This window comes from Sandaracinaceae bacterium, assembly GCA_020633055.1.
Taxonomy (GTDB): Bacteria; Myxococcota_A; Polyangia; order Polyangiales; family Houyiibacteriaceae; genus JADJJE01.
Map to the genome: position 1 here is coordinate 359163 of JACKEJ010000012.1, position 25498 is coordinate 384660.

Annotated in this window: 26 protein-coding genes and 2 tRNA genes; 11 read left to right on the top strand and 17 right to left on the bottom strand. The window is 69.5% G+C overall.

Annotated features, from left to right (window positions below; translation table 11 throughout):
• Nucleotides 1-17: 17 nt before the first annotated feature.
• Nucleotides 18-1217 carry a fatty acid desaturase gene (locus H6726_27860; GenBank protein ID MCB9661495.1) on the bottom strand — a complete coding sequence of 400 codons (1200 nt, stop codon included), beginning with the start codon at nt 1215-1217 and terminating at the stop codon, nt 18-20.
• Between the two features lie 258 nt (nt 1218-1475).
• On the opposite strand from H6726_27860, the gene H6726_27865 reads away from it, so the two are divergent.
• From H6726_27865 to H6726_27875, 3 genes are all read left to right on the top strand, one after another.
• Nucleotides 1476-1838, top strand: a complete 363-nt coding sequence (locus H6726_27865; protein ID MCB9661496.1) for an RNA-binding protein — start codon at nt 1476-1478, stop codon at nt 1836-1838.
• 197 nt (nt 1839-2035) lie between these two features.
• Nucleotides 2036-4066, top strand: a complete 2031-nt coding sequence (locus H6726_27870) for an OmpA family protein (protein MCB9661497.1) — start codon at nt 2036-2038, stop codon at nt 4064-4066.
• 40 nt (nt 4067-4106) lie between these two features.
• Nucleotides 4107-5132: a hypothetical protein gene (locus tag H6726_27875; GenBank protein ID MCB9661498.1), complete on the top strand. Its 1026-nt coding sequence runs from the start codon at nt 4107-4109 to the stop codon at nt 5130-5132.
• Between the two features lie 80 nt (nt 5133-5212).
• Here the strand turns inward: H6726_27875 and H6726_27880 are convergent, their stop codons facing one another.
• Nucleotides 5213-6976 (bottom strand): neutral/alkaline non-lysosomal ceramidase N-terminal domain-containing protein, encoded by a 1764-nt coding sequence (locus H6726_27880; GenBank protein ID MCB9661499.1) that lies wholly within the window; start codon nt 6974-6976, stop codon nt 5213-5215.
• Between the two features lie 125 nt (nt 6977-7101).
• Here H6726_27880 and H6726_27885 point away from each other — a divergent pair, with 125 nt between their 5' ends.
• Nucleotides 7102-7956: a YceI family protein gene (locus tag H6726_27885; protein ID MCB9661500.1), complete on the top strand. Its 855-nt coding sequence runs from the start codon at nt 7102-7104 to the stop codon at nt 7954-7956.
• A gap of 137 nt (nt 7957-8093) precedes the next feature.
• Here the strand turns inward: H6726_27885 and H6726_27890 are convergent, their stop codons facing one another.
• The 5 genes from H6726_27890 to H6726_27910 form a co-directional block, all read right to left on the bottom strand.
• Entirely contained in the window at nt 8094-8921 is an 828-nt protein-coding gene (locus H6726_27890) for an FHA domain-containing protein (protein MCB9661501.1), read from the bottom strand.
• Nucleotides 8922-8996: 75 nt separating this feature from the next.
• The gene (locus H6726_27895; GenBank protein ID MCB9661502.1) at nt 8997-9890 is read right to left on the bottom strand and encodes an FHA domain-containing protein; all 894 of its coding nucleotides are present in this window, start codon (nt 9888-9890) and stop codon (nt 8997-8999) included.
• Between the two features lie 125 nt (nt 9891-10015).
• Nucleotides 10016-11185 carry a hypothetical protein gene (locus H6726_27900; GenBank protein ID MCB9661503.1) on the bottom strand — a complete coding sequence of 390 codons (1170 nt, stop codon included), beginning with the start codon at nt 11183-11185 and terminating at the stop codon, nt 10016-10018.
• A 120-nt stretch (nt 11186-11305) separates the two neighbouring features.
• Nucleotides 11306-11965: a hypothetical protein gene (locus tag H6726_27905; protein ID MCB9661504.1), complete on the bottom strand. Its 660-nt coding sequence runs from the start codon at nt 11963-11965 to the stop codon at nt 11306-11308.
• Between the two features lie 111 nt (nt 11966-12076).
• Nucleotides 12077-12412, bottom strand: a complete 336-nt coding sequence (locus H6726_27910) for a hypothetical protein (GenBank protein ID MCB9661505.1) — start codon at nt 12410-12412, stop codon at nt 12077-12079.
• Between the two features lie 243 nt (nt 12413-12655).
• Between H6726_27910 and dnaE the strand changes: the two genes are divergently transcribed.
• Nucleotides 12656-16297 (top strand): DNA polymerase III subunit alpha, encoded by a 3642-nt coding sequence (gene dnaE, locus H6726_27915; protein MCB9661506.1) that lies wholly within the window; start codon nt 12656-12658, stop codon nt 16295-16297.
• A complete protein-coding gene (locus H6726_27920) occupies nt 16267-16944 on the top strand; it encodes a DNA mismatch repair protein MutH (GenBank protein MCB9661507.1) in 678 nt (225 codons plus the stop codon). The genes dnaE and H6726_27920 overlap by 31 nt, the downstream gene beginning before the upstream one ends.
• A gap of 102 nt (nt 16945-17046) precedes the next feature.
• Here the strand turns inward: H6726_27920 and H6726_27925 are convergent, their stop codons facing one another.
• From H6726_27925 to H6726_27940, 4 genes are all read right to left on the bottom strand, one after another.
• Nucleotides 17047-17481 (bottom strand): hypothetical protein, encoded by a 435-nt coding sequence (locus H6726_27925; protein MCB9661508.1) that lies wholly within the window; start codon nt 17479-17481, stop codon nt 17047-17049.
• Between the two features lie 434 nt (nt 17482-17915).
• A complete protein-coding gene (locus H6726_27930; GenBank protein MCB9661509.1) occupies nt 17916-18134 on the bottom strand; it encodes a hypothetical protein in 219 nt (72 codons plus the stop codon).
• 40 nt (nt 18135-18174) lie between these two features.
• Nucleotides 18175-18615: an SRPBCC domain-containing protein gene (locus H6726_27935; protein ID MCB9661510.1), complete on the bottom strand. Its 441-nt coding sequence runs from the start codon at nt 18613-18615 to the stop codon at nt 18175-18177.
• Nucleotides 18612-18947: a winged helix-turn-helix transcriptional regulator gene (locus tag H6726_27940; protein MCB9661511.1), complete on the bottom strand. Its 336-nt coding sequence runs from the start codon at nt 18945-18947 to the stop codon at nt 18612-18614. Before H6726_27940 ends, H6726_27935 begins: the two co-directional genes overlap by 4 nt.
• Nucleotides 18948-19067: 120 nt before the next feature.
• On the opposite strand from H6726_27940, the gene H6726_27945 reads away from it, so the two are divergent.
• Complete coding sequence (locus H6726_27945; GenBank protein MCB9661512.1) at nt 19068-19922, top strand: prolipoprotein diacylglyceryl transferase; 855 nt, start codon at nt 19068-19070, stop codon at nt 19920-19922.
• Nucleotides 19923-19963: 41 nt separating this feature from the next.
• Here the strand turns inward: H6726_27945 and H6726_27950 are convergent, their stop codons facing one another.
• Together H6726_27950 and H6726_27955 are read right to left on the bottom strand one after the other, a co-directional pair.
• Entirely contained in the window at nt 19964-20884 is a 921-nt protein-coding gene (locus H6726_27950; protein ID MCB9661513.1) for a HEAT repeat domain-containing protein, read from the bottom strand.
• Between the two features lie 84 nt (nt 20885-20968).
• Entirely contained in the window at nt 20969-21244 is a 276-nt protein-coding gene (locus H6726_27955) for a hypothetical protein (protein MCB9661514.1), read from the bottom strand.
• Between the two features lie 86 nt (nt 21245-21330).
• Here H6726_27955 and H6726_27960 point away from each other — a divergent pair.
• Nucleotides 21331-21403: transfer RNA gene (locus tag H6726_27960), tRNA-Lys, on the top strand.
• A 32-nt stretch (nt 21404-21435) separates the two neighbouring features.
• Nucleotides 21436-21508, top strand: a tRNA-Glu gene (locus H6726_27965).
• A gap of 100 nt (nt 21509-21608) precedes the next feature.
• Here the strand turns inward: H6726_27965 and H6726_27970 are convergent.
• Entirely contained in the window at nt 21609-22628 is a 1020-nt protein-coding gene (locus tag H6726_27970; protein MCB9661515.1) for a hypothetical protein, read from the bottom strand.
• Nucleotides 22629-22825: 197 nt separating this feature from the next.
• Between H6726_27970 and H6726_27975 the strand changes: the two genes are divergently transcribed.
• Complete coding sequence (locus tag H6726_27975) at nt 22826-23005, top strand: hypothetical protein (GenBank protein ID MCB9661516.1); 180 nt, start codon at nt 22826-22828, stop codon at nt 23003-23005.
• 425 nt (nt 23006-23430) lie between these two features.
• Nucleotides 23431-23640: a hypothetical protein gene (locus H6726_27980; protein ID MCB9661517.1), complete on the top strand. Its 210-nt coding sequence runs from the start codon at nt 23431-23433 to the stop codon at nt 23638-23640.
• Between the two features lie 93 nt (nt 23641-23733).
• On the opposite strand, the gene H6726_27985 is transcribed toward H6726_27980, so the two are convergent.
• The 3 genes from H6726_27985 to H6726_27995 form a co-directional block, all read right to left on the bottom strand.
• Nucleotides 23734-24060, bottom strand: coding sequence for a hypothetical protein (locus H6726_27985; GenBank protein ID MCB9661518.1), 327 nt, complete (start codon nt 24058-24060; stop codon nt 23734-23736).
• Between the two features lie 44 nt (nt 24061-24104).
• A complete protein-coding gene (locus H6726_27990) occupies nt 24105-24650 on the bottom strand; it encodes a metallophosphoesterase (protein ID MCB9661519.1) in 546 nt (181 codons plus the stop codon).
• 55 nt (nt 24651-24705) lie between these two features.
• Nucleotides 24706-25498, bottom strand: a 793-nt coding sequence (locus H6726_27995) for an alpha/beta hydrolase fold domain-containing protein (protein ID MCB9661520.1), incomplete at its 5' end; no start/stop codon positions are given.

Below are 25498 nucleotides of genomic sequence, written 5' to 3' on the forward strand. Positions count from 1 at the left end.
GGGTCTGCCGGCAGCGCTCACGGCGTGGCGGGCCACGCGTCCGCAGGCGCCTCACGCAGCATGCTGGCGTCGCCCAGCATCACAGCGAGCGTCTTCCGGAGCCGTGTGAACACGGACTCTTGCACGTACGGCACCCCGTAGCGCTCACACAGCGCGCGGACCTCCGGCTGCATGCGCTGGTACTGCAGCATGCTCATGTCCGGAAACACGTGGTGCTCGATCTGATAGTTCAAGAACCCGTGCAAGAAGTCGTTCAGGTCGCTGCCCGTCGCGAAGTTCGTGGAGCCCGCGACCTGCCGGAAGTAGAACTCTCCCTTGCCCTGCCGCACCGGCTCGTCGAAAGCGTACATGTCCTCGCCCGCGTGGTTCGTGGTGATGACCAGGAACGAGTGCAGGTTCGTGAACCACTCGGCCAGCAGGCTGTTGGCAAGCACGTTCCCGGCGGCGACCGGCCCGAGGGGCAGAAACAGGAGCGGCACGAGACCGAAGTGAAAGGCCGCGTAGGGCAGCAGGCAGCGCTTCCACAGCTCGGGCTCACCCCACATGGACGCCAGGGACCGCGTGGGCGGGGCGTCGGCCGTGTCGCCCTCGCCGCGCTCCCGTCGCTGCGCGTCCTCCAGCAAGACGCGCAGCGTGTTCGGTGCGTAGTAGGTCAGCTTCCACGTGCTGGCGAAGAACGCGATGATCGCGGCGCGCGCCGGTCGCGGCAGCTCCGACGTCCGCAGCCAGTCCAGGTTCGCTTCCACCAGGTCGGGGTCTGCCACCTCCCCGAGCCGGTAGTGATGCAGCCGGTTGTGCTCGTGGTTCCAGGCCTGCGGATCGATCCAGTCGAGCCAGTCGCGAAACCGCCGCCGACCCACCGCGAAGTGGCGGCTGGTCCGTTCGGGGGACACGCCAGGGACGTGGTCGTAGCCTCGGTGGGACACGTGGTGGGCCACCATCGCCCAGCGCGTCAGCCGCCCCTGGCTGATGAGGAAGGCGGACACCGGGTTCGGGGCCACCGCGGCGGTGGCGTACCCCACCGCGGTGCACGCACGCCCCCAGCGCTCGATCTTGGCCAGGTGGGCCAGGTCCGCGGGGCCAGCTGCCGCGCGCATGCGGCGCTTCAACTCGTCCAGCTCTCGCGCGAACTCGCGGAGGTCGATGTCCCGTGCCGAGACGGGCGCGTGAGCAGAGGCAGGGATGCGCGGGGGGGCCGAGGGGGCAGGTTGGGTCATTGGGACGCGGCTCGCGGGGCGGCTCCGACATGTATCCCCGCCCGGCGCGGTCCGCAAACGCTCGTTTCGGCTTGCTGACAGGCCTCGCTGGGCGCATGAACTGCGGCACGGCACTCTCGCAGCGGTTTCGGGGCGCACAGCAACAGGTTGATGCGCGATCGAACCAAGCAGTCATGTTGGCTGCTGCGGCGTTCTTCGTGAGCTCCATTGAGCTCCCTTGGGGCGGGTCAGGTCGAGAGGCTAGAAGAGAGAAATGTGATGTCGAAGAAGCTATTTGTGGGGAGCCTCAGCTGGGGTACGGATGATCAGGGGCTGCGCACGGCGTTCGAGCGCTTTGGGGACGTGACCGACGCGAAGGTCATCACGGACCGTGACTCGGGCCGCAGCCGCGGGTTCGGGTTCGTGACCTTCGCTGATGATGGGGCCGCGGATCAGGCCATCGAGCAGATGCACGGGGCGACCCTCGACGGCCGCACCCTCAACGTCAACGAGGCGCAGGACCGTCGTGACGGCGGTGGCGGCGGCGGCGGGCGTGGCGGCTACGGCGGAGGTCGCGATCGCGACCGCGGCGGCCGTGATCGCGACCGCGGTGGCCGGGATGGCGGCGGCGGGCGCTGGTGATTCCAGCGTCAGCCGAAGGCTGGCGACCAGACTGAAACGGGCTCCCAGACGGGGGCCCTTTTCATTTGGGGTGTTCGGATCCAGCGCGGCGTGGTTTCCCCAGGCGGTCGCAAAGCGGACCAAAATTGCACTGTGGCGAACTTCCTGGCCCACCCAAGTCGGTGCTTGATGTATCGTCCGCCGAGAGAGAGACCGCTATGTCACACGCCAGAAACCTTCGCCTTCTCCCGCTCTTCGCCTTTCTGCTAGCCAGTTCACTCGCCGAGCCCCCGGGGGCGAGGGCCCAGAGCGCGCTGGAGACCGCTCAAGGACAAGCGCAAGCCGCCCGTGAGGCCTATCACTCGCTCGATCTCGACACGGCCCTCGAGCAGGCCCGTGCCGCCGTGGACACATGCGAACGCGGAGGGTGTCCGGGGCCGGACATGGCCCGCTACTACGTGCTGCAGGGCATGGTGGAGTACGCCGCCTCCCAGGACCGCGATCGCGCTCGCGCGATGTTTCGGCAGGCCGTGCACACGGACGCCAACGTCGAGCTGGACCCCGAGCTGGCCACCCCCGAGCTGCAGTCCATCCTGGTGGATGCGCGCGAGGATGTCGCCATCGACGGAAGCCTCTCGCCAGAGCAGGCGGCCCGGACCGGCCAGCCAGAGGACGGCCCCCGGGGCCACGAGGGGGCGACCTGCCACTCCGACGACGCGTGCGGCGGCGGGCTGATCTGCGAAGAGAACCAGTGCGTGCCGGGTGAGCGCGTCGAGCCGGACCAGCCATGGCAGCGCTTCTTCCTCGAGGTGGGCTTCAACATGGCCGCCGCGACCGCCAGCCACCAGATGACGCCGACGGAGCGCCCCGTGGTGGCGACCGGCAACGACCCACAGGCCGACAGCGACCTCAGCAACGACAGCTACTACCTGGGAGGCACCAACGGGTGCAACGCCCCCGCTCCGGCCGACGGCGCCACGCCGACCGCGGACAACTACTGCGTACGCGTCACGTCCGGCCTCTTTGTGTTCGCGCCAGGGCTGCATGTCGGCGCTGGCCTCTGGCTCACCGAGCGCATCGGCCTCTCCGTCCGGGCCCGCATTGGCTTTGGCAATGGCGGCGGGACGCTGGCCTTCGTGCAGGTCGGCCTGCGCGCTCACTTCCGGCTCGTGGTGCCCAAGCCCGACGGCTTCCATCTCTCGCTGTTCTTGGGCGGCGGTGTGGGTCAGATCCAGGTTCGCCCCAAGCAGGAGCCGACCATGTCGGGCGGGTCGATCCAGCGCCCTTGGGCTCAGACGGGCATCGCCGGCGCCGAGCTGGGCGCCAACATCGGCTACCGCTTCACGCCCAACGTGGGCATCATCGTCCAGCCGGGCGTCTACGCCCTGTTCCCGGACTTCTCCCTCGGCCTGCAGGCGACCGTCGGCCTGGACCTGGCCTTCGGGGCCGTCGGTGGCGCGCCGCCGCCCCCACCCGAGCCGGAGCCCGAGGACGACGACCGCGACGGGGACCGCATCCTCAACCACAACGACGCGTGCCCGGATGAGGCGGAGGACGTGGACGGCTTCGAGGACACGGACGGCTGCCCCGAGCTCGACAACGACAATGACGGCATCGTGGACGCCGCCGACGCCTGTCCGCGCGAGGCCGAGGACATGGACGGTTTCGAGGACGGCGACGGCTGCCCCGAGCGCGACAACGACGGCGACGGCGTGCCCGACGTGGACGACGCGTGCCCGAACGAGGTCGGCGTGGGCATCGCCCGCGGCTGCCCCGAGCCCGACCGCGACGGCGATGGCCTGGTCGACCGCATGGACAACTGTCCCGACGAGGCCGGTCCGCGCGAGAACCACGGCTGTCAGGAAGAGCAGTTCGTCGAGATCCAGGAAGACCGCCTGGTCATCACGCAGATCATCTACTTCCGCACCAACCGCGACGTCATCGAGGAGCGCTCGTTCCACCTGCTCGCGCAGATCGCCAACGTGCTCAACGCCCACCCGGAGATCCAGCGGGTGTCCATCGAGGGCCACACGGACAGCCGTGGTCGCGCCCGCAACAACCTGCGCCTGTCGCAGCGCCGCGCGCTGGCGGTCATGAACCACCTGGTGCGCACCGGCGGCGTGGACCCGGCGCGGCTCAGCTCCGAGGGTTACGGCTCCGAGCGGCCGGTCATCGAGAACGCGACCACCGAGGAAGAGCACGCGCAGAACCGTCGCGTGGAGTTCGTCATCCACCACGACGCGATGTGAGCAGCTTGACCGGTCGCCCCCCACGTACGACGTTGCGGGGGTGACCGGCCTGCGTCTCTTCGCCATCGGGGGCATCCCCGTATGGGTCAGCCCCTGGCTCCTGCTGCTGGGGGCTTTCCTCGTTCACGAGGAGGGCGTGAGTCAGGGCTTGGCGCTCACCCTTGGCCTCGCCGTGAGCGTCTTGGTGCACGAGCTGGGGCACGCCCTGGTGGCTCGGCGTTACCGTCTCTCGCCACAGATTCTCCTGCACGGCCTGGGGGGTCTGTGCGCCCATGAGCGCGCGGAGCGAGATCGGCACGACGCGCTCATTCTCGTCGCTGGTCCATTGGCCGGACTGCTGCTGGGCGTGCTGGTGCTCGCGTCTTCATTCGCCCTCCAGTGGGCAAACGTGGCGATCGGCCGGCCAGCCGGGCGTGTGCTCGACTTCCTGATCGAAATAAACATCGGCTGGTCGTTGGTGAACCTCCTGCCCATGTGGCCGCTGGACGGCGGACGCTTGTTCCGGTTGGGCCTCCTGCAGATGCTCCGCCCCTTGTGGGCGGAGCGCGTCACGCACGCGCTGTCTGTCGCCCTGCTCGGCGGAGCTGCGGTGGTCGCGTTCCTCGCACAGCAGCTCATGATCGGCTTCGTCGCGCTCTACTTCCTCCACCAGAACCTGCGCGTGCTGCTGGGCGAGGCCCCGGGCGACATCGTGCGCCCCAAGAACCCCCGCGTGAAGGCCATGCTGGCCGAGCTCGAGGCGGCCTACGCGTCCGGGGACGACGCGCTCGCGCTACGGCTCGGTCACCGGCTGCGCGAGGAGAGCTACCTGCCAGAGAGCGTGGTCCGCAAGACCTTCGCCATCGTCGGCGTCAGCACGGCGCGGCTCGGACGCCACGCGGAGGCGCTCCCCTATCTGCAGCGGGCCGAGGTCCGCGCCGACGTGGTCGAGGCGCTCATCGAGTGCCTCCACATGCTGGACCGCGACCGCGAGCTGGACGCGCTGCTCGAGTCCAAGGCCTTCGGCCTCCTGCCCCAGCTTCGCCGCGAGGAGATCCTCTCGGTGGTCCGCCCCACCACCAGCTGAGGGCCGGTGGGCTGGGCCGCGAGCAGCCCACGGCGGTTTGGTCCGGCGTGCGGCGGGCCTAGCAGTCGGCTTTCGAACGGTTAGCCCCCCAAGGCGTTGGGGATGCGCGCGCGGGCCGTCTCGCGCTGGATCACGAGGTGGTCCTTGTCGAAGGGCGCGAGGGGCGGCCCCTCGGCAGGCGCCTCGGCGTCGATGGCCACGGGCGCGCCGGCCAGCTCGGCCAACGCCGTGAGGTAGGCCCCGAGCGTATGAGGCCCGAACAGCGTCGACGCGCCCTCGTAGCGCTGGTGCGCGTACTCTTCCCGCGTGGTGATGTATCCGCCGTAGCCATTGGCGTGACCTCCCACGACCGCATCGACGGCCGCGGGAATGCACGCACGCAGCAGCGCGCGCGCGCGACGACCTGCCGTGGTCGTGGGCTCCCCAGGCAACAGACCGACGGCCAGGCCAGCGATGGACAAGAGCTGCAGCGGCAGGAAACGCGGCGCCCACGGGTCGTCTCCCAACGCGCCACCCGCGTGGGCCGCGCTCATGTAGGCCATGGAGTAGTCGAAGCGCCCGAGGGGGGCGACGGTGGTGTAGGGCACCAGGCCGAACGCCAGCCCGCGCACACCGTGGCCCACCTCGAACAGGGGCACCTGGGGGTCCTCGCTGGCGGAGCGCCGCCGCAGCGCCGCGATGGCCGAGAACACGGGCCGAAGACGGTGCAGCGGGCCGGGACCCTCGAGCGTACCCAGGCTCATGCTGAGTCCCAGGCGCGCGATGCGGGTCCGTACGTCGGCGGGCGAACGCAGGAGGTCTTGCCCCACGAACCTGGGCGCGACAGGCGCGTGTGCCATGTCGAGGTGGCGCGTGCGCCCGCCCACAGCCCCGGTCAGCGGCGCCGTCCGCGCGGCGCGATCGAACGCTTGGTAGGCGTACTCGGCCTGCAGGGCGCCGTTCAGCTCGGCGCTGGCGTGGTCGTCGTCGTGCTCGCCGATCGCCTCCTGCCGCCCCTTGTCCCAGCGGCGGTTCGGCGACACGTCACCTGCCGCGCCTTGGGCGAAGATCGCGACGAACTCTGGACGGTGGCCCTCCGCTGCGGCGCGGCGCTCCACGCGGATCGCGGCGATGCCCTTGTTGTCGGGATGCAGCTCGTCCAGGTGAGGGTGCAGGCTGGTGCCGTGCAACCCGAACCAGTTCACCAAGCCGAGGCCGCGCCCGGCGGCGTCGCTCACTCGCAGGGTCTTGCTCGTGCGCGCCGTGGCTAGCTCGGGGCGATCCGTGGGCACCGCGCGTGTGTCCGCGTTGTCGTTGAAGGCGCGCACCGAGCGGTTGAAGGCGACCGGGACGTGGTACGGGATGCGTGCCGTGGCGTAGCTGAGCGTCGCCGGCTCGGCCGCCGCGACCGCGTCCGTGATGGCGTCCACGATCCCCGCGACGACGGTGTCGAACACCGGGCGCGAGAAGCCACGGTTGGTCGTGTTGTACATCGGGAACTGTGACAGGCCGCTCGGTCCCGAGTGTGTGTGCGTGGCGCTCAGCGCGACGTTGTGCGGCCCCAGCCTTCGAAGCGACGCGTCGTCCTGGGCGCGTCGCGCGAGCTCCGAAAGGACGTGCAGCCGCACGGCGCAGGTCATGTAGCCCAGCTCGGCCACCACCAGCGCCACGCGCCCGCCACGCTCCACGTCCTCCACGAACAGCGCCCGCGCGTGGAGAGGCATCGACACGCCGCGCACCTTGTGGTGCGGGTGCTCCCAGCCGAGCATCGCCATGCCGTGTTCGTAGACGGTGATCTCGCGCCGGCCGAACCCGGCCCGATAGCGCAGCGCCGCCTGCGCGCCGTTCGGGGTCGCGTGAGACATCGGGCTGGTCTAGCAGGAGGACGGCGCTCGCGCCCGGCGGCGCAGTGTACGCTCGACGTAACAACCACCCCGTTCGGTGTTACGGGGAGGGTGCCGCCGCGACTCGCGGCATCGAAGGAGTTCTGATGTCCCAAGGTTCCGTCCCCGTCCCCGTCCCCGTCCCCGTCCTCGTTCCCGTGCGGGCGCGTCGCGTCATCCACGCGTCCCTCGTGACCCTGCTCGCCGTCGCAGGCGTGGGTTGCGGCGACTCCACCCCTGCCGAGCCGGCCTCCGCCCCGCTCGAGCAGCCCGCCGCGCCCGCGGCCAGCAGCGCGTTCCAGGTGAACACCGACGGGAGCGCCGTGGACTTCATCATGGAGGCGCCGCTGGAGAACATCCACGGGCGCGCGCCCTCCTCCGTGCATGGCGAGCTGGATCTCGACCTCGCGCAGCTCTCTGCCAGCACCGCGCTGGTTCGGATCGACCTGTTCCAGCTCGAGGTGCTCCAGCAGAAGCGCGAGACGGCAGACGAGGCGTTCGGCGAGGAGGTCCGGAACGAGACCCAGAACGAACACGTGCGCACATGGTTCGAGATCTCGCCGGACGCGCCGGAAGACGTCCGTGAGGCCAACCGCTGGGCCGAGTTCCGCGTCGAGCGCGTGGAGGGCCTCAGCGCCGACAGCGTGGCCGGCATGACCGGCGCCGAGCGCGTGGTGCAGGCCACGCTCCACGGGCAGCTGCGCATCCACGGACACACCGTGGCGAAGAGCGCGCGCGTGGAGCTGACATTCACCTACGAGGGCGACCGCGCCACCGGTGTGCGCGTCCGCTCCCTCGAGCCCGTCTCGGTGGGGCTCGAAGAGTACGACGTGCGTCCACGCAGCGCGTTCGGGACACTCGCGCAGCGCACGCTCGCAGCGCTGGGTGAGAAGGTCGCTACCGCAGCGCCGGTGACGTTCGACTTCCGCGCGTCCCCGGCAGCAGCGACCGCGACACTCTGAGCGTGAGCGCGCCGAGCTTCTCGTGAGCGCGCCGAGCTTCTCGTGAGCTCGCCGACGACGCGTGAGTGGTGCGTCGTGGACGTTGGATGCCCGGCGCCGGCGGGCCGTCGTGGCCAACCGCCGGGCGCCGCTTGGGCTCAGTGTCCGACCAGCGTGTCCAGCCGGTCCAGCGCGTCACTGGACAGGCCGCTCTCGCGCGCCCACTCGAGGTAGCGACGCGCGTGGGCGTGGCGACGGAGGTTCACCGTGGACTGCAGCAGCTCCACCAGGCTGTCGCTGATGGCCGCGTTGTGGTTCACGTGCAGGTCCAGCAGCCACGCGAACCAGTCGGTGGCCGGGTCCGACTGCGCCAGCGTCGCCGCGTAGGTGGCGACCGTGTCGATCTGGCGCGGCTCCAGGAGATCGCCTTGCTCGATGCGCAGCTCGATCTCCCGCGCGACACGGCGGAACATACGCGCCGCCTCCTCGGTGCGTCCAGCCTCGAGCGCACGCTCCACCACCTCGCCCAGCAGCTGGTACGTCCAGCTGCGGCTGGGCTCGACAGCGAAGCCGCTGAAGGTCTCGTCTTCCGCGATGGCCGGCGTGCCGCAGTGCGGGCACTCCTTGGCGGTGTCCGGGAAGGGTGTCTTGCACGCCCGGCACATGGTCATGAAGCCGGTGGTCTTCGCCTCCCGTGGCGCGCGGTCCACCATGTAGAACAGCAGCTCTTGCGTACCCAGACGCACGCGGTCGCCATCGTGGAGGAGCGCGGCGCCCTCGATCAGCTGGCCGTTGATCCGCGTCCCGTTGCGGCTGCCCAGGTCCATGATCTGTGCCGTGTCCCCACCGATGAGGATGCGCGCGTGCTGACGTGACACGAGCGGGTCTTCCAGCGTCACGTGGCACTCAGGGCTCCGCCCCATCAGCACTTCCGGCCCTACCAGGTCGAACTCTTGCAACAGGAATTTGAGTCTGAATCGGGCCACCGCGCGTTCTCCGTGCTGGAAAATATCACACTCAGCTGAACTCGCCCGTCCCAAGTGCGCTGGGGGACATTCTGGTCAGGCCGCCATGACCCGTTCGAGCCCCTCGAGCCGCTTGAGCCGGAAGCGCTCGGCCGGGGAGAACGCGTGGGATCGCTCCCGCATCGCCTCCATGTACGCCCGCAGGGCCTTTAGGTTCTTGTAGCGAATCTTACGAACCAGAGCATGCAGCTGCTCGATGTCCTCCGAGCTCAGCAGCACCGAGGCCGCGAGATGCGCCTCTAGGACCCAGTCCAGCCACTCGGTGGTCTCCAGCCCTTCGCACAGCTGGAGCGCGAAGCGGGTGGCGGTGGAGAGCGCGCCCACGTCCGTGTTCGCGTGTTCGCCCGACCCCTGGCGCAGCTTGGCGAGCAACGCGTCCATGTGGGGGCGCAGCATCTGCTGCGCGTCGGTGAACTTGTGGAGCTGCAGCGACTTCTGCGCGAGGTTCGTGATGAGCACGAACGCCGAAACGGAGCGCCCCTCGGTGGTGAGCGTGGCGTTCGGGTCGATCTGGAGCTCGACGGTGGCGTGCGACATGCTGAGCGCCGTCCCGCACTTGGGGCACATGCGCGCCTTGGCGTCTGCGAAGTGCCCGCACACCGAGCAACGCACCATGTCCGTGGTGGGCCGCGCAACGCCTGCGTTGGGCTTGAACTCCACGAAGGTCATCTGCTGACCGCCGATGGTGATGCGGTCCATGTGCGTCAGCGCGTGATCCCCGGTGATGAGGTTGCCGTTGACGGACACGCCGTTGCGGCTGCCCAGGTCGCGCACGAACACGCTGTCCGCGCTCACCATCAGGCAGGCGTGGCGGCGCGAGACGAGCGAATCGTCCAGCGCCAAGTGACAGTCGGCGCTGCGGCCGATCACGAACTCCCCGATGGGCATCTCGAGGTCCGTGGATTGGTAGCGGAGTCGATATCGGCGCACGAGGCCGAACGATACCACGCTCGGCCACCGCCGAAACGGGAAGCGACCTACCAAACACAAAACGGGTCGCTTGCGCGACCCGTTCAGCAGGGTGGTCACACCGAGGTGTGAGCGGTGAGGCGCGGTCAGCCCTCGTGAGCCACGATCTGCCCGAGGGCCTGCTCCAGCTGTCCCTGGACCTCGATCGTCTGGTTCACCAGCGCCCGCAGCTCGGCGAGGCTGCGCCGGTAGTCGTCGAACTCCGCACCCTGCGCGCCGAGCACGTCACGCGACGTGGTCGGGTTGGTGATGATGACGTAGTTCTCGGGCGTCGTGGTGAGCGGCTGGCCCGTGTAGATGGTCTTGTCCGTGGGCGGCGTGCGACGCGAGGGGCGCACTGGGACGGTGGTCATCGGGGTGGTCGGGGGCGTGGTCGGCCAGTCGAGGAAGTGCATGTTGCACACCAGCTGCCCACCGACGACACCCGGAACGCAGCCCGTGGTGGGGCGCGCCAGCGAGTCCGTGGCCACACCGGAGAGCGCGGCGGCGGCCTCGTCCAACGAAGCGCGGTTGCGGGCGTTGAGCGTGTGGTTCGCCACCTGCTCGATGGTGGTGAACAGCTGCTCCAGCAGCATGTGGTACTGGATGATGGGCTGCGCGGCGGCCGAGAACTGGTTGAACTGCGTCTGCGCGAAGGTGGCCACGTTGTACGTGGGACGCTCGATGGCGCGCAGGCCCTGGATGGCCTCGTAGTCCACCGCCGCACCACCGGTGCGCTGCGGGTTGGACGCGTTGACGGCGCGGTCGACCAGCTGCTGAGCCTGCACCACCGCGGACTGCGCCTCTTGTGCTGCTTCGAGGATGGTCCGCGCGTCACGGATGGCAGCCTCGCGCTGCTCGGAGCTGTTGCGCGCGCCAGCCACGGTGACGCCGATGATCGCGCCCACGATGGCGAACACGACGCCAAAGGCGACCATCTTGCCGGCCTGCTTGCGCCCGACCTCGGCGTCCGCGACCGGCTCGCCATCGAGCACGATGCGTACCTGCTGAGGGCCCGCCGCGGCTTCGCCCGCCGCGAACGGGTCGGCCTTCTTCTTCTTGCGGCGCTCCTCCTCCTCGGCGGCAGCTGCCTGCTGGGCCTGGACCATCGGGGGCGCTTCGATCTTGGGCTTGGCTTGGCCGAGCACCGGACCGGGCAGACCGCCCACCGTGGACGGTGGCGGCACGACGCCGCCGAGGTTCGGCGGCGGTGCGATGTCGCCGCCACCCGCGTTCACGGTGCTGGGGGCGATGGTCCGGCCCAGGCGGGCCTTCAAGTCCTTGACTTTACGGGGCTTTTGAGGCTCGTCTGCCATAGCTGCTCTGGTGCAAAGGGAGGGCGCGAAAGTAGCTTCGACGCCCCTTCGCTGTCAAGCCTCGCCTGTCCCCGAGTGCCCTTATTCGTTCTGTGGCAGCGGCCGGAACCAACGCAGGATCAGCCAGGAATCCAGCAACCCGATGAGGACGGCCAGGACCGCCACTGCGAGGGCCCAGGCGTAGCTGGACGGAGGCTCGTCGGCGAGGAGCACCAGGGAGTCCGCCGACACGGGCTGATCCATGCGGGTCTCGAGGTAGTGCCGCACGCTGGTGAAGCGCCCGCCCAGCTGACCGAACGTCACCAAGCGCCCTGTGAACTCACGCCGGGTGGCCAGGCGCTCCTGGTCCGCGTCCTCGTACGCAACCTGCACATACACGTTGCGCTGCCCCGCGAGCGGGTAGAGCGTGTAGTGGTCGCTGCCCAGGACGCGCCTGTAGCGCACCGCGGTCGACAGCATGGGGCTGCCCTCCACCTGCACGTAGGTGTTGGGCACCAGCTGTGCCGGGTCGAGTGCGGTGGCGCTCCCCAGCAGCGTGACCTCGTTCTGCCCGAAGAAATAGGCCAGATCCGCGCGCAGGCTGAGCGCCAGGGACACCGCCGCGGCGACGACCACTGCCATCATGCTGAGGGTGGCCATGCGAAGACCCCGAGGAGGCGCGGGGAGCGCCAACAGCTCGGGGTCGGTTTCGTCCAGACCAATCGCCCCGCCACCGAGGTCCGGTCCGGGGAAGTGAGTCATGTCAGGGGCGTGCGTCACAGAAGCTATGACAGCGTAGCGCCGAAAAAGTTCGTTGGGAACCTCGACGGCGCGGCGGCATCCAGCGTGGCCACCCCCGACACGAGCGCCAGATCAGCTGGCGCGCTTCTGCGCCGAGCGCAGGCGGTCCATCAGGCGCGGCGTGGGGAAGCGCTCGAGGCTGGTGACGAAGTTGCTGTCCTCGCCACGCCCCTCGGCGGCCGCCACGGCCTTGATCAGACCCGCGCGCGAGCCGTGGTCCTTCTTGACCTGCTCCAGCAGGTCGTGGAGGTGGATGAGCTTGCGGTTGGACACGTGGTCCAGGCCCTTCTCGGCGTTGACGCGATCCACGAAGAGATCGTCCGTGGCGAGCTTCTTGAGGGCGTCGACGAGCTTCTGCTTGTCTCCGAAGCGCTCCTTGACGATGGCGAGCGGCGACTTGGTCATGATGATTCCGGGTCTCTGTTGGCGCCGGGGGCGGACCAGGGCGAGCGCGTCGCGTGGTTCGTCTACGGCTGAGTGAAGTGGCTCGTCGAGGCGCGCGGGGACCAGTCAGCGAAGGGTCACGAGGCGCTCGCGGGGCGCGGCATGTAGCACGGGCGGGGCAGGGCATGCAAATGGGGCACGCCCAGGGGCGCCCACGGGGACGCGTCCGCATGGATCCTGCCGCGCCGAGCGCGTATGGTCGAGCCCATGTCTGGCGACTTCGTCCATCTGCACGTTCACTCGGAGTTTTCCATGCTGGACGGGGCGGTTCGCCTGAACAAGCTGCTGGAGCAGACCGCCGAAATGGGCATGGGCGCGATCGCCCTGACCGACCACGGGAACATGTTCGGCACGGTCCAGATGCACAAGCTGTGTCAGGGATCGAAGGTGAAGCCGATCGTCGGGTGCGAGGTGAACATCACCCCTGGCCACCGCGACGACCCGAACGACCCCCGCCTGCACCACCTGGTGCTGCTCGCCGAGAACCAGCTGGGCTATCAGAACCTGGTGCGCCTGGTCAGCCTCGGGTGGGTCGAGGGGCTCACCGCGCTCGGGCAGCCGCGCATCGACTTCGAGCTGCTGGCCAAGTACAGCGCCGGCTTGGTGGGGCTCTCGGGCTGCATGGGGGGCTATCTCGCCCAGTCGGTGCTCATGCAGGGGCCCGCCGCGGGCCGCGAGGCCATGGCCCAGCTGCGCGACTGCTTCGCGCCCGGGCGCTTCTACGTTGAGCTGCAGGACCACGGCTTCCCCGAGAACCGCCCGCTCAACAACGTGCTGGGCGACCTGGCGCGCGACCTGGGGCTCCCCTTGGTGGCCACGAACGACTGCCACTATCACGAGCGCGACGAGGCCGCGGGGCAGCTGGTGCTGCAGTGCATCGGCGCCGGGCGCAGCCTGCGCGAGATGGAGGCCATGCACCACAACAGCTCGGAGATGTACGTGAAGTCTCCGGCGCAGATGGTGGAGCTGTTCCGTGACGTGCCCGACGCGGCCCGCAACACGCTGGTCATCGCCGAGATGTGCGCGGGGCAGGTCAGCCCGCTCAGCGACCCGAAGCTGCCGCGTTTCCCGGTGCCCGAGGGCGAGACCGAGGAGTCGCTGCTGGAGTACCACGCCAAGCGGGGCCTCGAGGCGCGCCTGGCCGACCTCGACCGCCGCAACATCGCGTACGACCGGCCGGTGTACGAGGAGCGCCTCGAGGTCGAGACCAAGATCATCAACCAGATGGGGTTCCCGGGGTACTTCCTGATCGTCCAGGACTTCATCAACTGGGCGAAGGACAACGATGTGCCCGTGGGTCCGGGCCGTGGCTCGGGGGCAGGCTCGCTCGTGGCGTACAGCCTGCGCATCACGGACCTCGACCCCCTCCCGTACGGCCTGCTCTTCGAGCGCTTCCTGAACCCCGAGCGCGTGTCGATGCCGGACTTCGACATCGACTTCTGCATGGACAAGCGCGAGCGGGTCATCGACTACGTGCGCGAGCGCTACGGCCACCAGTCGGTCGGTCAGATCGCCACGTTCCACCAGCTCAAGAGCAAGAGCGTGGTCAAGGACGTGGGGCGCGTGAAGGGCCTGTCGCCGGGCGACTCGGCGCGCATCGCCGCGCTCATCCCCGACCCCATCGCCGGCAAGAGCACGCCCATCCCGAAGGCGCTCCAGGAAGAGGAGGGGCTCAAGACCCTCTACGCCACGGACCCCGCCGCACGCGACGTGCTGGACATCGCGCAGGGGCTCGAGAACCTCACGCGCCACGCCGGCATGCACGCCGCCGGCGTGGTCATGTCCGAGGGGCCCATCTGGGACCACGTGCCCGTCTTCTGCCCCGACGACGGCGTGTACGTCACGCAGTACCACAAGGACGACGTCGAGGCGGCGGGCCTGGTCAAGTTCGACTTCCTCGGGCTGCGCACGCTCACCGTGTTGGACAAGGCCGTGCGGCTGATCGACCGACGGCCCGACCGAGAGGGCGCGTTCGATCTGAGCGCCATCCCCCTCGACGACTTGGCCACGTACGCGCTGCTGTGCTCGGGCGAGACCACCAACGTGTTCCAGCTCGAGTCCACGGGCATGCAGGAGCTCTTCAAGAAGCTCAAACCCGACTGCTTCGAGGACATCGTCGCGGCGGTGGCCCTCTACCGTCCCGGTCCCATGGGCGCGGGCATGCACAACGACTTCGTCGAGCGCAAGCACGGGCGCCAGCGCGTGGAGTACCCGCACCCCAGCGTCGAGCCCATCCTGCGCGACACCCGCGGCGTCATCGTCTACCAGGAGCAGGTCATGCAGATCGCCCAGGTGATGGGCGGCTACTCGCTCGGCGGCGCGGACCTCTTGCGCCGCGCGATGGGCAAGAAGAAAGAATCGGAGATGGCCAAGCACAAGGCCACCTTCGTGGGGGGCGCGGAGAAGAACGGCGTCGACGAGAAGACGGCCGGGGACATCTTCGATCTGATGGCGTACTTCGCCGGCTACGGCTTCAACAAGTCGCACTCGGCCGCGTACGCGCTCATCACCTACCAGACGGCCTACCTGAAGGCGCACTTCCCGGTGGAGTTCACGTGCGCCACGCTCAGCGCCGACAAGGAGAAGAGCGAAAAGGTGGTCCGCACCGTGGCCGAGGCGCGCAGCATGGGCATCACCGTGCTGCCTCCGGACGTGAACGAGTCCGAGATCGACTTCTCGGTCGTGTACTCGCCCGAGGAGGGGCGCGACGTGCGGCGCCCGAAGGACAAGCCCCTCTGCCAGAAGGGCGTGGTGCACGACCCACAGGTGCCGCGCATCCGCTTCGGCCTGGGCGCCATCAAGGGCGTCGGCAGCGCCGCGCTCGACACCGTGTTCGAGTGCCGCAAGGACACGGCCGGCAAGGAAGACCCGTTCATCGACCTGTTCGACTTCTGTGCGCGGGTGGACCTGCGGCGCGTGAACAAGGGGGTCGCGGAGGCCTTGGTGCAGTGTGGGGCGTTCGATGGCATCCACGGCGTGAAGCAGGTGTCCCGCGCGCGCGCCTTCGCTGCCCTCGAGCAGGCCATCGAGCGTGGCAAGCGGCTCGCCGCCGAGCAGGCCAGCGGGCAGACCAGCCTGTTCGGGCTGCTGGAGGAGGCGGACACCGCCAAGACCTACACGCGCGGCGGCGGCGTCTTCCCCGAAGCCGAGGACTGGGACTCGCGCGACCAGCTGCAGCGCGAGAAGGCCACCCTGGGTTTCTACGTCAGCGGCCACCCGCTGGACCGCTACGCGGCCGAGTTGCGGCGCTTCTGCAACGCGGACACGGAGACCCTGGCCGGGGTGGATGGCAACACGGTGCTGGTGCTGGGCGGGTCGGTCGAGGCCTACCGCGAGCGCCGCACCAAGCGCGGGGACAGCATCGCGTTCTTCGAGCTGGAGGACGCCGTCGGGCGCGTCGAGGTGATTGTCCGTCCCAAAATCCTGGAGCAGGGCGACACCCGCGAGCGCCTCAAGGCCGGCGAGCCCGTGCTGCTCACGGGCAAGGTGCAGTTCGAGCGCGACCGCATGGCCGACGACGACGCGCCCGACCAGCCCAAGGTGGTGCTCAACGACGTGCAGCTGCTGGCCAGCGCGTTGGCGCAGAAGACCACGTCGGTCTCCGTGCAGCTCTTGGTCGAGGAGCTCTCACGCCAGAAGCTGAAAGCCCTGCGCACCACGCTCGAGGCGCATCCGGGGCCGTGCCCCGTGTCGCTGACGCTCTCCAACCCGCGCGCGTGGACGGTGGAGCTGGCCGAGACTGGGCTGCACGTGGAGCCCACGGACGGCCTGTTGGCGAGCCTCGAGCGGCTGTTCGGGAGGAAGGCGTGCGAGCTGCGTTGGGCGAACCCACAAGCGAAGCGGAGCTGACGGCGCGCGCGACGGCCATCGCCGGCCTCTCGCTGGGTGAGCTGGCCGAGCGGCTCGGGTGGTCCGCCTGGGACGGCGCGGCGGGTGGCGGAACGCACCGCAAGGGCCGCGTGGGGCAGCTGGTGGAGCAGGCGCTGGGCGCGCCTGGCGGGTCTTCACGCGAGCCGGACCTGCCGACCCTCGGGGTGGAGATCAAGACGCTGCCCGTGGGCCGCGACGGGATGCCGCGCGAGACCACCTTCGTGTGCACCGTGCCCCTCAACGAGCTGGCGGACACCCCGTTCGAGCGCAGCGTGCTCTACGGGCGGCTGCGGCGGGTGCTCTTCGTGCCCGTGGAGACCGAGCCTGGCGTACCCTTTGGGGACCGGCGCGTGGGCGCTGCGTTCTTGTGGTCGCCGACCGAGGCACAGTGGGCTCAGCTGCGCGAGGACTGGGAGCTCATCGCGCGGGTGGTGGCGCAGGGGGGCATCCACGAGCTGGACGCGCGCGTGGGTGCGGTGCTGCAGGTGCGACCGAAGGCGGCCCACGGCGGCGTGCGACGCATCGTGGTGAGCGAGGAGGGGGAGCTCACCTGGGCCCAGCCGCGCGGGTTCTACCTGCGCCGCCGCTTCACACACGCGGTGGTGCGCGAGGCGTTCGGCACGTAGGGCAGGGCCGCAGCCGGAAACCACGGTGGTCAGACACGACGACGCCGCGCGGAGGCCGGTGGCTCGGTGCAGCCTGGCCACGCCGCGCGGCGTGGGAGCGGCTCAGGCGACGCGGGCCAGCGACCGCTGCGCGGCCGGCTGGATGTCCACGCCCGTGCCGCGGATCATGGAGGCGACGGTGGACGCCAGGCCCATCATGCTGATGCGGTCCTTGGTGTTGCTGGCCAGCACTACATCGCCCTGGCCGGCGCGCACCATGGGCGCCACGATGGCGCGGATGGCGAGTGAACGGGCGGCTACGGCGTCTTGATCGACCCGACCGCCGCTGACCAACACCGCCTTCGAGAGCGTCTCGTACGGCTGGATGGCCGCCACCCGCTGCCGTACGCGCGCCGCCAACTCCGACACCGACTCACCCGGCTGCTGGACGATCAGGCACACGTCGTCAGCTTCGTGGCGAAGCTGGTCGACCCAGCTTTCCCAGTCGCTTCCGCGCTCGGCGATGACCATGGCAAGGTTGTAGAGGGTGGGGTTCATGACGCATCTCCTGGTTGGCGTCGGCACCCGGAAGCCTAAGCAATCGGCGTGCCATGTGTTATTCGGTGTCCTCGTTGTGGGATGTCTCTCTTGAAATCGTTGACGATTATCGAGTTCGTGGGGCGCAGCCGCCGTCCGTCAAGACGGGCCTGTGTTGCAAACGTTTCACTAAGCACTTCAGAAACGTGTCCCGCGGGCCACCTTGGCACCCCAAGTGTGGCGGTCTGGCGCGTCACGAATGACGCAGCGCGTAGTCGTCGACGCGGCGCGTCAAGTGTGATCCGTGCGCCATGGGGATCCCTCCTGGGGGTGATCCAGGCACCGATCATGCAGTGGCCACCCCCTGGCTACTCGAGTTGCCGCTCCGGTTTCGGTCGCCGTCGGAACCGCCTCGCGGGCGGGGAGACGAGAGGGACGCGAGGGCGTCGCGGGGCTCAGTCGGCGAGCTGGCCGGCGCTGGGCTTGTTCAGGTAGGGCAGCACGAAGAGGTACGCGCCGGTGACGAACATCACGAACAAGGGGGGCAGCGGCAGCATGCTGACCCACATGGGCGGTTGTCCCTGCGACATGACGGCGAAGTTGGCGACGACCGCCAGCGTGAAGACGACGGACGCCCAGCGGTGGGTCGTGCGCGTGATGCGTTTCCAGTTCATGAGGGGCTCCTGGGGTTGTGGGGTAGGGGGCGACGTGGCCTCAGGCCACGCGGTCCAGCAGCGCGACGAGCTTGCCGCCCATCAGCTTCCAGCCGTAGCGCGCGCCACCGAAGTTCTGCTTCTGCGCCGGCGCGAAGCCGGACTGCGTGAGCGAGAGGCGCGAGCCTTCTTCGGTGGGCTCGAGCGTGAACGTCACCTGCGTGTCGAGCTCACCGACCACCCAGCGGTAGCTCAGCTGGCGCGGGGCATCGATGGACAGCAGCTGGCAGTTCACCTGCCCGTCCCAGCCCGGCTGCGGGGGGGCGCTGAACGTGAACTCGGCGCCGGGCGTGAGGCGCAGGCCTACCACGGGCAGCAGCCACTCGGCGAGCAGCTCGGGCGTGGTGAGCGCGCGCCAGACCTTCTCGGGCGGGTGACGCAGCTCGAGCTCGAACGCGAGGGTGTCGGTCTGGTTGGGCGGGGTCTTCTCGGTGAGGCTCATTGATCCATCCTGGTCAGCAGGTCCTCGAGGCGGTCCAAGCGGTCCGTCCAGAACGCGCGGTATTGCTTCAGCCAGTTCACCAGGGGCTCCATGCCGCCGGGCTCGACGCGGTAGTAGACGCAGCGGCCCTCGCGGCGACCGCTGACCAGGCCCGCCTCGCGCAGGGCGGCCAGGTGCTGAGACACCGCTGGCTGCGAGATGGCGAAGCGCGCCGTGAGGTCCTTCACCGCCGACTCGCCGTGCGTGAGCGACTCGAAGATGGCGCGGCGGCTGGGGTCCGCCAGCGCTTGGAACACGCGGTCTTCGATGGTGCTTTGCGTCTGCACGCACATCAGATAAGTGATCGCTTATGGGTTGTCAAGCGACACCGACGCCGCCGGAACCTCGCTTGGAGATGCCGGTCGGATGCGCTATCAGGCCGCATGCCTTTTCATTGGAGTCCAGATCCCGTCTTGGCGCACCTCGGAGCGCTCGAGCTCCGCTGGTACGGTGTCTGCTTCGCGATCGGCATCCTGTGGGGCGCCACACTGCTCCCGCGCTACTACCAGCAGCGGGGCTTCGGCGAAGCCCACGCCAACGCCCTGTCCATCTGGATCCCTCTCTGCATGATCATCGGGGCCCATACGGTGCACATCGTGTTCTACGACACGCAGCTGCTGGTCCGGTTCTGGAACGCGCCGACTGGCGACAACCTCATCCCCATCCTGGACGTGCGCAGCGGCCTGGCCAGCCACGGAGGCGGGCTGGGCTGCATCTTCGCGGTGTGGGCCTATGCCCGCGCGAAGAAGCTGGACGCGTTCGAACTCCTGGACGCCACGATGCTGGCCGCGGTGTGGGTGTTCCCGTGGGTGCGCATCGGCAACTTCATCAACAGCGAGATCATCGGGCGTCCGGCAGACGTGCCTTGGGCCATCGTCTTCGACCGGCTGGACGCCATCCCCCGGCACCCGACGCAGATCTACGAGGCCACCCTGGGCTTCATGCTCATCGGCTTCGCCGTGTGGCTCAACCGCCACCACGCGCGCCGCCTGCGGCCCGGGGCCATGTTCTTCACGCTGCTGGGCCTGTACTTCGTGGCCCGCTTCATCGTGGAGTTCTGGAAGGAGTACCAGACCCTGGACCCGAGCGAGTCACCGCTGACCATGGGCCAGTGGCTGAGCCTGCCCATCTTCACGGCGTGCGGGCTGGTGCTGCTGCTGAGCAAGCGTCACGGCGCCCGGACGCCGCCGGACCCGGACCAGCGCTGGTGGGAGCGTGAGGGCTTCGCGTCTGGCGTACAGCCGGCGGATCCTCCCGCGACCTTCTGAGCGTCGACGCGCTCCGGCTGGCGCCCGGTCGGGCCGGCGGCTCAGCGCGCGGAGAACACGTCCTCGATGCCACCGTCGAGGTTGCGCGCGGCGCCCGTGATGGCCGAGCGCAGGGCGGCCTCGAGCATCTGCTGCCGCTGCCGCTCGGTGTTGTGGACGTTGACGTTGGCGCGCACGCTGGCGCTGGTGTTGTCGACGGCGCGGATCATGAGGCCGGGGTCGTTGGTGAGCGCCAGCTGCACCTCGGCGCGCACGGTCGCGACGTTGTTCTCCACCGTGTAGCTGAGGTGCGTGACGGCCACCTCGAGGCGCAGGAAGATGACCCCGTCGGCCGCGCGAAGGACCGCGTCGGGCGAGTGGTCGTCGGGGCGCGGGGGCACCTCGGTGTGGACCTCCGTGCGCGGGAGGGAGCCCAGCATGCGGGTCGCCTCGGCGCGCGCGAACTCGGTGGTGCGGTCCGGCTGCAGCGCCCCCTCGGACACGCTGATGTTGCCCACGCGCACCCGGGCGCGAGGGGTGGTGTCGCCGGTCAGACGCGCGACGGCGTGCCCCACCTGGGCGCGCACGTAGGCCACGCTGTCGGGCCGGAGCCGGCGCAGCGCGGCTAGCGAACGAGCGTCACCGACCATGCCGAGTGAGCGCGCGGCGGCAGCGCGGACCTCGGGCTCACGGTCGCGTAGGGCGCGCTCGAGGCCGCGGCGGGCCTGGGCGTCTTGCGCGCTGCCGAGCGCTTGGGCGGCCGCCACGCGCTCGGGCGTGGGGGTCCGGCGGTTGGCGAGGGTGCGGGTCAGGGCGCGCACGTCCGGCGCGGGCGCGTCCATGTTGGGGGCGACGAGCGCGTCCGCCGGCTGGGACGGAGCCACGACGCTGCCGAGGCCGAGGGAGACCAGCAGGGCCGAGCGGGCAGCCGCACGGCGAAAGCGGAGAGAGCCGGACGAAGGGCGAGACGAAGGCGTGCGCATCAACGGGTTCCTCGGGGGTCGGTGCGCCGTTTTGGCGCGGGGCCGCGACAAGATAGCCCGCAGACGCGCCGGCCGGGACGGGATTCACGAGCGCGCGTACAAGTAGCCCGCCACGCCAGCGAGCAGGATGGCCTGGACCACGCTCAGCCAGAAGGCGGCCCACAGGCGCGTCGCCTGCGGCGGCAGCGGGTCGTCGTCCGGGGCCGCGGGCAGCGCGAACACCAGCATGATCAGCGGGCTGCAGAACAGTCCGAGGGCGCCCCAGTACGGGTGTCGCCCGGCGCGGACGGACACCTCCACGCACGTCCAGCACCAGAGGAACAACAGCGCGAACACACACGGGAGCTCCACGACCGGCATCGCGAGGGAGCTTGGTGCTAACGTCCCCGCTCGCCAAGCCTTGACGACCCCCGTCACGGCTGTTAGGAACCCGTCGCCTCAAGAAGGGGTCGTTAGCTCAGTCGGTAGAGCAGCGGACTTTTAATCCGACGGTCGAGGGTTCAAGCCCCTCACGACCCACCGGTTTTCCCCCTCTAAGGCAGAAAACCTCCGTCCCCATCGTCTAGTGGCCCAGGACCCGGGCTTTTCACGCCTGTAACGCGGGTTCAAACCCCGCTGGGGACGCTACATCATGACCCGGTCATGAAACCCGAAGGCCCCTCTGGCAGCGCCAGGGGGGCTTTCATTTCGTCGCGAGGATCCGCCCGCCCGCCCGCTGGCGCGACTATGACGTGTCGGGGGCGTCGGCGCCTCCAGGCGGGCGGGGCGGTGGGTCCGGACCGAGGCGGGCGTCGAGCGCCTCCCAGTCGATGTGTGCGCAGCGCGGGTCCTTCGACGCGTATCGAACGGGGACGTCGAGCCCGACGAGGTCTCGGAGCGGAACGGTGGGCGGTAGTGAGTTGAATACCTGCGTGACCAGCTCCTGGTCGTTGACCCGCAAAGCCAGGCGTGCCTCGACGAAGCGACGTGCGTTGAAGTCGCCGTGCCGGAGCGCCACTACGCGAGCCTCGCCAGCCATGTCGAGCGCGCTGAGCTTCTGAAAAGATGGGGTGAACTTTCCTGTCACGAGGGTGAGTAGGAACGACGATACGCCGACGACCACGTACGGTAGGGCCGCCATGAGCAGCGCGTCCAACGCCACGCCATGGACACCCGCGACGCGCCCAGTGCCGACCTGCTTCGTAGCGAGCGCGACGAGCCCGGCGAACGCGACCACGAACGCCAGTCGACGTGCGCGGGCGCGCGGTGGCGCCACACCCGCGCGTCGGTCGTCTCGAGGGTGGGGTGCGGCCAGAGCCGCCTCGTGTGGCGTGGGCGGCGGTGTGATCCAGCCGCCGATGCCACCGCAACGATGCCAATGGTTCCAGTCGACGAAGTAGCGATGGAGGACGTCCTTCGGTCGGACGTGGACGGGTACCAGGCTACCCACCAACTGGTCGACATAGTCGCCTCCGTCGAGGGGGGACGAGGTGCGTACGGAGCAGGGTCGCTCCTCACCGTCGATCCCCGAGAAGCGCAGGTTGAGCTCGAGGCCCCGCTCGGCATTCAGGGTGGCGGCGGTGACCACGGCGAGTCCGGGTCGCGACTGCGCCCGTTCCATCATCTGCGCCCAGACCTGGTGCCGGCTGGCGAACGACACGCCGGCTAGGAGAACGAACGGGAGGGACGCCACGCCCCAGGCGAGCACCGACTGGGCAGACGAGAAGACCGCGGCGAGGAGCGCCGGCGCCACGAGGACCCCCATCGCCGCCAGGGTCTTCGCGCGACCCCGACTCTCGGATGCCGACGCGGCGCCCGGAGTGCTGCCCTCGTGGCCCCCACCAGTCATCGACGTCGCTCCAGCATGTCGCGCAGCAGACCACGCGCGAGGTCATGGTTCCAGTCGCTCGGACATGGGGCGGGGCATTCACGCGGCGGGTGCGTTTCGGAGAGCATGGAGGCATGCGAACCCTGGTGGTCATCGTCATCGGGCTCTGCGCCGGAGTCGCATGTTACCTCGGTGGCGACGCGCTCATGGCGATGTACGGGCTGGACCCTCCCTACGCCGTCTTCTTCCTCGGTGCCGCGCTCCAGGGTCTCGCCTACACCCCACCGGTGTTCGTCGCGTGGTTTGCGCGATAGACATCGGCCTCGCCCAGCGGACTATCGAGTGGGTTGGCGTCGCCAGAGCGACCGTGCTCGGCAAGCGACCATAAGAAAAGCCGCCGTCGGGTCTCCGAGGCGGCTTCCATGAGACGTGCGCACGTCGCTGGTGAGTGCCCCTCGCACCCGTGTGGACCAGCGACAGTGATGCGACTGCGACTCATGCGGGGTCTACCTCGGGCGGTTCGAGCCTTCGTCAAGCGCGGGGGTTGCTTCTACGGCGAACATCCGCGCGGTCTCGCGGTAGAACACGACGCGTGAGGCTTATCGGCTCCCAAGGCCATGCTGCTATCCTGCCGAGGTTGCAGCTGCTGGACGAACTGGCACGGCGATTCGAAGATGCGGGTCTCGCCGTCCGCCAGCGGTCGTTCTTCGGCCCTGGTTTCATGGTGTTCGACGCCAGAATGTTCGACGAAGCGAAGCGTGGCGAGGTCCGCGCAGAGCTTCCAGTCAACGTGTACTGTGTCGGCCATGCCGTGGAGCTGCGCGTCACGCGGCACGGTGGGCCACACTGGGTGTCGCAGGTGGCGGACGCCGAGGTCGCGGTCGCCGAGGTGACGGGCTTCTTCGCGGACCCCAAGTGGCCGCCCGGGCCAAGCTGGGTGCAGGTCTAGCTCGGGTCGGTTGCGAGCGCGTACGCGGTTGGCATCACGCGCTGACGACGTCCTGAGCCCCAGGTGCGCTCGAACAGTACCAGCGTGTTCGTCTCACTTCTCCGTGTAGCTGTCCCGGAAGTCGGGCAGCGGTGTGAGCGCGTAGCCGGGGGCCGGTCCCACGGTGCCCCAGCTCAGCAGCTCGGCGTGCTGGGCGCCCTCCACGCGGATGGCTCTCCCGGACGTCCACGTGCTTCCGAGGCCTCCCTCCCACTCGCTGTAGCGCACCTTGCGCCCCGCGATGACGGTCTCGTAGATGGACTCCACGATCAGGCTCGGCTCCCAGGTGTCCACGAACGCAAACGCGACGCGGTCCAGCGCGATGGTCACGGGTTCGGCTCCCTCGTCGTAGAAGCGCAGGGTTCCGGTCAGCACGGGCATCGCGTCATGGTGGCGTCGCGCGTCGCCCGCCGCCAGCGCCCTGCTCAGTCGCGCCGACCGTGGTGGTCCACGGGCGTTGCGTCGCCCCGACTGAGCGCGATGCGGATGGCCTCGCTGGCTTCGATGGGGCGGTAGTCGTGGCAGTCCACGCCCACGTCCAGGCGGCCGCGCAGCAGGCGCCCGAGGCTGCCGTGCGAGTGGCCGTGGAAGTGGAGGGCACCCTTGTGCATGCCGTCCCAGGACTCGATGGGGAAGTGGCAGAGGACGACCTTACGCTCGCCGATCTTGACGGTGGTGAGCGCGTCGACGCGCTCGAAGAGGCCCAGTGTGTGCGCGCTCATGTGGCGGTCGTGGTTGCCGGTGACGAGGCGCACGTGGCCGTTCAGCCGGGCGAGCAGGGCGCGGGTGGCGTCGGCGCCGTGGAACGAGAAGTCCCCCAGGTGGAAGACCTGGTCGTCTGCGCCAACGGTGGCGTTCCAGTTGCGCACAAGCGCCTCGTCCATCGCCTTCACGTTCGCGAACGGCCGGCCCGCAAGCTCGCAGATGCGCTTGTGGCCGAAGTGCGTGTCGCTGGTGAAGAAGGTGTTCATTCTGGCCCCGTCCTCGGGCTGTGCGGGCCGACGTCAAGTGCTGGGGCCACCGTGCTCAGCGCACTGGCCCCACGTGCGCTTCTATAAACGCTTCATGATCACGCCAGCAGGCCACGGCCGCCGGGCGCTTCTGCAACGCGTGGAACGCGTGTGGCTCGCCCGCGTAGGTGCGCAGCTGGGTCGGGACCCCGTGCCCCTCGAGGGCCGCGGCCAGGCGCTGGCTGTCGTGCACCAGGAAGTCGCCTGTGCCGCAGAACACGAAGTGTGGGGGCAGGGGGCGCGCCGGGGCCTCTTGCTCCAGCAGCACCACCGGGTCGGCCAGCACGTGCACACCCGGGGTCTGGTCGGGGGCGCCCAAGTAGGCCGCCTCCATGGAGCGCGCCACGCCGTGCGCCAAGCGCGAAGGGGGCGTGTCCGTGCGCCAGAAGCGCCCCATGTCGCTCACCTGGAACACGCCGCAGCCCGCGAGCACGGCGGTGATGTCGGGCGCGCCCTCGCGCAGACGCTGCGTGGCCTCGAGGGGCACATCGTAGCCAGAGAGCAGCGCGGTGGACACGATCAGGTTGGCGCCGGCGGACTCACCGGCCAGCGTGATGGCGCTGCCGTCCGCGCCGTACGAGGCCGCGTGCTGGCGCACGAACACCAGCGCGTCCACCACGTCGTCCAGCGCGGCGGGATAGCGGTGCTTCGGGGCCAGCCGGTAGTCCATGTTGAACACCGTGAAGCCGCGCCGCGCGAAGGCCACGGCCAAGCTGATGTGCGTGGCCTTGGAGCACGACGAGAAGCCCCCGCCGTGCACGTACAGCAGCGCGCGCTGTCCGTCGGGTGCGCCCTCCAGCCGGAACACG

Bases quoted from the DNA above. Each gene is read 5' to 3' on its own strand.
- H6726_27860 (MCB9661495.1), bottom strand. From the start codon at position 1,217: ATGACCCAACCTGCCCCCTCGGCCCCCCCGCGCATCCCTGCCTCTGCT.
- H6726_27865 (MCB9661496.1), top strand. From the start codon at position 1,476: ATGTCGAAGAAGCTATTTGTGGGGAGCCTCAGCTGGGGTACGGATGAT.
- H6726_27870 (MCB9661497.1), top strand. From the start codon at position 2,036: ATGTCACACGCCAGAAACCTTCGCCTTCTCCCGCTCTTCGCCTTTCTG.
- H6726_27880 (MCB9661499.1), bottom strand. From the start codon at position 6,976: ATGTCTCACGCGACCCCGAACGGCGCGCAGGCGGCGCTGCGCTATCGG.
- H6726_27885 (MCB9661500.1), top strand. From the start codon at position 7,102: ATGTCCCAAGGTTCCGTCCCCGTCCCCGTCCCCGTCCCCGTCCTCGTT.
- H6726_27905 (MCB9661504.1), bottom strand. From the start codon at position 11,965: ATGACTCACTTCCCCGGACCGGACCTCGGTGGCGGGGCGATTGGTCTG.
- dnaE (MCB9661506.1), top strand. From the start codon at position 12,656: ATGTCTGGCGACTTCGTCCATCTGCACGTTCACTCGGAGTTTTCCATG.
- H6726_27925 (MCB9661508.1), bottom strand. From the start codon at position 17,481: ATGAACCCCACCCTCTACAACCTTGCCATGGTCATCGCCGAGCGCGGA.
- H6726_27930 (MCB9661509.1), bottom strand. From the start codon at position 18,134: ATGAACTGGAAACGCATCACGCGCACGACCCACCGCTGGGCGTCCGTC.
- H6726_27935 (MCB9661510.1), bottom strand. From the start codon at position 18,615: ATGAGCCTCACCGAGAAGACCCCGCCCAACCAGACCGACACCCTCGCG.
- H6726_27940 (MCB9661511.1), bottom strand. From the start codon at position 18,947: ATGTGCGTGCAGACGCAAAGCACCATCGAAGACCGCGTGTTCCAAGCG.
- H6726_27950 (MCB9661513.1), bottom strand. From the start codon at position 20,884: ATGCGCACGCCTTCGTCTCGCCCTTCGTCCGGCTCTCTCCGCTTTCGC.
- H6726_27955 (MCB9661514.1), bottom strand. From the start codon at position 21,244: ATGCCGGTCGTGGAGCTCCCGTGTGTGTTCGCGCTGTTGTTCCTCTGG.
- H6726_27970 (MCB9661515.1), bottom strand. From the start codon at position 22,628: ATGGGGGTCCTCGTGGCGCCGGCGCTCCTCGCCGCGGTCTTCTCGTCT.
- H6726_27975 (MCB9661516.1), top strand. From the start codon at position 22,826: ATGCGAACCCTGGTGGTCATCGTCATCGGGCTCTGCGCCGGAGTCGCA.
- H6726_27980 (MCB9661517.1), top strand. From the start codon at position 23,431: ATGTTCGACGAAGCGAAGCGTGGCGAGGTCCGCGCAGAGCTTCCAGTC.
- H6726_27985 (MCB9661518.1), bottom strand. From the start codon at position 24,060: ATGCCCGTGCTGACCGGAACCCTGCGCTTCTACGACGAGGGAGCCGAA.
- H6726_27990 (MCB9661519.1), bottom strand. From the start codon at position 24,650: ATGAACACCTTCTTCACCAGCGACACGCACTTCGGCCACAAGCGCATC.